This window comes from Streptomyces sp. SID9727 (genome assembly GCF_010550605.1).
Taxonomy (GTDB): Bacteria; Actinomycetota; Actinomycetes; order Streptomycetales; family Streptomycetaceae; genus Streptomyces.
Genome location: NZ_JAAGNI010000533.1, coordinates 1 through 5523 on the forward strand (window position 1 = coordinate 1; position 5523 = coordinate 5523).

A 5523-nucleotide genomic window follows, 5' to 3' on the forward strand; every position below is an offset into this window, starting at 1 on the left:
GCTGAAACGCAGAAAAGCCCCGTGCCATCGGCACGGGGCTTTCCCACAATAATTGTTCGGCGGCGTCCTACTCTCCCACAGGGTCCCCCCTGCAGTACCATCGGCGCTGAAAGGCTTAGCTTCCGGGTTCGGAATGTAACCGGGCGTTTCCCTAACGCAATGACCACCGAAACACTATGAAATTAGAACCAACCGGGCAACAACACGGCTGTTCGTTATTTCAGAACTAACACAGTGGACGCGAGCAACTGAGGACAAGCCCTCGGCCTATTAGTACCAGTCAGCTCCACCCGTTACCGGGCTTCCACATCTGGCCTATCAACCCAGTCGTCTACTGGGAGCCTTAACCAATCAAGTTGGTGGGAATACTCATCTCGAAGCAGGCTTCCCGCTTAGATGCTTTCAGCGGTTATCCTTTCCGAACGTAGCCAACCAGCCATGCCCTTGGCAGAACAACTGGCACACCAGAGGTTCGTCCGTCCCGGTCCTCTCGTACTAGGGACAGCCCTTCTCAATATTCCTACGCGCACAGCGGATAGGGACCGAACTGTCTCACGACGTTCTAAACCCAGCTCGCGTACCGCTTTAATGGGCGAACAGCCCAACCCTTGGGACCGACTCCAGCCCCAGGATGCGACGAGCCGACATCGAGGTGCCAAACCATCCCGTCGATATGGACTCTTGGGGAAGATCAGCCTGTTATCCCCGGGGTACCTTTTATCCGTTGAGCGACAGCGCTTCCACAAGCCACTGCCGGATCACTAGTCCCGACTTTCGTCCCTGCTCGACCCGTCGGTCTCACAGTCAAGCTCCCTTGTGCACTTACACTCAACACCTGATTGCCAACCAGGCTGAGGGAACCTTTGGGCGCCTCCGTTACTCTTTAGGAGGCAACCGCCCCAGTTAAACTACCCATCAGACACTGTCCCTGATCCGGATCACGGACCCAGGTTAGACATCCAGCACGACCAGAGTGGTATTTCAACGACGACTCCACAACCACTGGCGTGGCCGCTTCAAAGTCTCCCACCTATCCTACACAAGCCGAACCGAACACCAATATCAAACTATAGTAAAGGTCCCGGGGTCTTTCCGTCCTGCTGCGCGAAACGAGCATCTTTACTCGTAGTGCAATTTCACCGGGCCTATGGTTGAGACAGTCGAGAAGTCGTTACGCCATTCGTGCAGGTCGGAACTTACCCGACAAGGAATTTCGCTACCTTAGGATGGTTATAGTTACCACCGCCGTTTACTGGCGCTTAAGTTCTCAGCTTCGCCACCCCGAAGAGCAGCTAACCGGTCCCCTTAACGTTCCAGCACCGGGCAGGCGTCAGTCCGTATACATCGCCTTACGGCTTCGCACGGACCTGTGTTTTTAGTAAACAGTCGCTTCTCGCTGGTCTCTGCGGCCACCCCCAGCTCAAGCAGCAAGTGCTATCACCAGTGATGGCCCCCCTTCTCCCGAAGTTACGGGGGCATTTTGCCGAGTTCCTTAACCATAGTTCACCCGAACGCCTCGGTATTCTCTACCTGACCACCTGAGTCGGTTTAGGGTACGGGCCGCCATGAAACTCGCTAGAGGCTTTTCTCGACAGCATAGGATCATCCACTTCACCACAATCGGCTCGGCATCAGGTCTCAGCCTTAACGTGTGACGGATTTGCCTACCACACGGCCTACACCCTTACCCCGGGACAACCACCGCCCGGGCTGGACTACCTTCCTGCGTCACCCCATCGCTTACCTACTACCACCTTGGTTCGTCGGCTCCACCACTACCCTCAACTCCGAAGAGATCGGGCCGGCGTCACGGACTTAGCATTAATGGGCTCAGTATTGGGCGTTTCAAAGCGGGTACCGGAATATCAACCGGTTGTCCATCGACTACGCCTGTCGGCCTCGCCTTAGGTCCCGACTTACCCTGGGCAGATCAGCTTGACCCAGGAACCCTTAGTCAATCGGCGCACACGTTTCTCACGTGTGTATCGCTACTCATGCCTGCATTCTCACTCGTGAACCGTCCACAACTCGCTTCCACGGCTGCTTCACCCGGCACACGACGCTCCCCTACCCATCCCAGCCCCCGTTGGGGGTACATGCTGGAATGACACGACTTCGGCGGTACGCTTGAGCCCCGCTACATTGTCGGCGCGGAATCACTTGACCAGTGAGCTATTACGCACTCTTTCAAGGGTGGCTGCTTCTAAGCCAACCTCCTGGTTGTCTCTGCGACTCCACATCCTTTCCCACTTAGCGTACGCTTAGGGGCCTTAGTCGATGCTCTGGGCTGTTTCCCTCTCGACCATGGAGCTTATCCCCCACAGTCTCACTGCCGCGCTCTCACTTACCGGCATTCGGAGTTTGGCTAAGGTCAGTAACCCGGTAGGGCCCATCGCCTATCCAGTGCTCTACCTCCGGCAAGAAACACACGACGCTGCACCTAAATGCATTTCGGGGAGAACCAGCTATCACGGAGTTTGATTGGCCTTTCACCCCTAACCACAGGTCATCCCCCAGGTTTTCAACCCTGGTGGGTTCGGTCCTCCACGAAGTCTTACCTCCGCTTCAACCTGCCCATGGCTAGATCACTCCGCTTCGGGTCTAGAGCGTGCAACTCAATCGCCCTGTTCGGACTCGCTTTCGCTACGGCTTCCCCACACGGGTTAACCTCGCTACACACCGCTAACTCGCAGGCTCATTCTTCAAAAGGCACGCAGTCACGAGATATGTGCAAGCACATATCCGACGCTCCCACGGCTTGTAGGCACACGGTTTCAGGTACTATTTCACTCCGCTCCCGCGGTACTTTTCACCATTCCCTCACGGTACTATCCGCTATCGGTCACCAGGGAATATTTAGGCTTAACGGGTGGTCCCGCCAGATTCACACGGGATTTCTCGGGCCCCGTGCTACTTGGGTGTCTCTCAAACGAGCCGTTAATGTTTCAGCTACGGGGGTCTTACCCTCTACGCCGGACCTTTCGCATGTCCTTCGCCTACACCAACGGTTTCTGACTCGTCTCACGGCCGGCAGACCGTAAAAGAGAGATCCCACAACCCCGCATGCGCAACCCCTGCCGGGTATCACACGCATACGGTTTGGCCTCATCCAGTTTCGCTCGCCACTACTCCCGGAATCACGGTTGTTTTCTCTTCCTGCGGGTACTGAGATGTTTCACTTCCCCGCGTTCCCTCCACACTGCCTATGTGTTCAGCAGCGGGTGACAGCCCATGACGACTGCCGGGTTTCCCCATTCGGACACCCCCGGATCAAAGCTCGGTTGACAGCTCCCCGGGGCCTATCGTGGCCTCCCACGTCCTTCATCGGTTCCTGGTGCCAAGGCATCCACCGTGCGCCCTTAAAAACTTGGCCACAGATGCTCGCGTCCACTGTGCAGTTCTCAAACAACGACCAGCCACCCACCACCCTGCTCCGAAGAACAAGTTCACTGGGGCCGGCAACCGAAGGACGACCATGACGGCCGTACCTTCAGATACCCAACAGCGTGCCCGACCCGACCAGTCGTTCCTACACGTTCCACGCCGAAGCAGTACTAGTGACAAACAACTTGCCGTGCCGAGTAGTCAACGTTCCACCCATGAGCTGACCACCGTCGAACATTTGCCGACGTAGTGGCTCTGGACCCCTTTGACAGGGTCTAGATGCTCCTTAGAAAGGAGGTGATCCAGCCGCACCTTCCGGTACGGCTACCTTGTTACGACTTCGTCCCAATCGCCAGTCCCACCTTCGACAGCTCCCTCCCACAAGGGGTTGGGCCACCGGCTTCGGGTGTTACCGACTTTCGTGACGTGACGGGCGGTGTGTACAAGGCCCGGGAACGTATTCACCGCAGCAATGCTGATCTGCGATTACTAGCAACTCCGACTTCATGGGGTCGAGTTGCAGACCCCAATCCGAACTGAGACCGGCTTTTTGAGATTCGCTCCGCCTCGCGGCATCGCAGCTCATTGTACCGGCCATTGTAGCACGTGTGCAGCCCAAGACATAAGGGGCATGATGACTTGACGTCGTCCCCACCTTCCTCCGAGTTGACCCCGGCAGTCTCCTGTGAGTCCCCATCACCCCGAAGGGCATGCTGGCAACACAGAACAAGGGTTGCGCTCGTTGCGGGACTTAACCCAACATCTCACGACACGAGCTGACGACAGCCATGCACCACCTGTACACCGACCACAAGGGGGGCACCATCTCTGATGCTTTCCGGTGTATGTCAAGCCTTGGTAAGGTTCTTCGCGTTGCGTCGAATTAAGCCACATGCTCCGCTGCTTGTGCGGGCCCCCGTCAATTCCTTTGAGTTTTAGCCTTGCGGCCGTACTCCCCAGGCGGGGAACTTAATGCGTTAGCTGCGGCACCGACGACGTGGAATGTCGCCAACACCTAGTTCCCAACGTTTACGGCGTGGACTACCAGGGTATCTAATCCTGTTCGCTCCCCACGCTTTCGCTCCTCAGCGTCAGTAATGGCCCAGAGATCCGCCTTCGCCACCGGTGTTCCTCCTGATATCTGCGCATTTCACCGCTACACCAGGAATTCCGATCTCCCCTACCACACTCTAGCCTGCCCGTATCGACTGCAGACCCGGGGTTAAGCCCCGGGCTTTCACAACCGACGTGACAAGCCGCCTACGAGCTCTTTACGCCCAATAATTCCGGACAACGCTTGCGCCCTACGTATTACCGCGGCTGCTGGCACGTAGTTAGCCGGCGCTTCTTCTGCAGGTACCGTCACTTTCGCTTCTTCCCTGCTGAAAGAGGTTTACAACCCGAAGGCCGTCATCCCTCACGCGGCGTCGCTGCATCAGGCTTTCGCCCATTGTGCAATATTCCCCACTGCTGCCTCCCGTAGGAGTCTGGGCCGTGTCTCAGTCCCAGTGTGGCCGGTCGCCCTCTCAGGCCGGCTACCCGTCGTCGCCTTGGTAGGCCATTACCCCACCAACTAGCTGATAGGCCGCGGGCTCATCCTTCACCGCCGGAGCTTTCAACCCTCTCCCAGGAGGAAGAGAGTGTTATCCGGTATTAGACCCCGTTTCCAGGGCTTGTCCCAGAGTGAAGGGCAGATTGCCCACGTGTTACTCACCCGTTCGCCACTAATCCACCCCGAAGGGCTTCATCGTTCGACTTGCATGTGTTAAGCACGCCGCCAGCGTTCGTCCTGAGCCAGGATCAAACTCTCCGTGAATGTTTTCCCGTAATCGGGAGACACATCACGAGAGCGGAACAACAAGGTCGGAATATGACCCGTTGTCCACTGCGTCCTCGCTGTGTTGTGCCTACCCGGACCCGAAGACCCGTGCAGGACTTTCAAAGGAACCACCAACCTGCCGAAGCAGGCCGGGGTATCAACATATCTGGCGTTGACTTTTGGCACGCTGTTGAGTTCTCAAGGAACGGACGCTTCCTTTGTACTCACCCCTGCGGGCTTTCCTCCGGGCGCTTCCCTTCGGTCTTGCGTTTCCGACTCTATCAGACTCTTTCGTGTCCGATTCCCGGTCGAAGCGGGTC

General features: G+C 57.1%; 3 rRNA genes. All 3 read right to left on the reverse strand.

The window, feature by feature from the left end:
• Positions 1-54: 54 nt before the first annotated feature.
• A 5S ribosomal RNA gene (rrf, locus tag G3I41_RS36235) occupies positions 55-171 on the reverse strand.
• A 79-nt stretch (positions 172-250) separates the two neighbouring features.
• A 23S ribosomal RNA gene (locus tag G3I41_RS36240) occupies positions 251-3373 on the reverse strand.
• Positions 3374-3674: 301 nt separating this feature from the next.
• Positions 3675-5200: ribosomal RNA gene (locus G3I41_RS36245) — 16S ribosomal RNA — on the reverse strand.
• Together the 16S, 23S and 5S rRNA genes form the textbook arrangement of a ribosomal RNA operon.
• Positions 5201-5523: the final 323 nt, after the last annotated feature.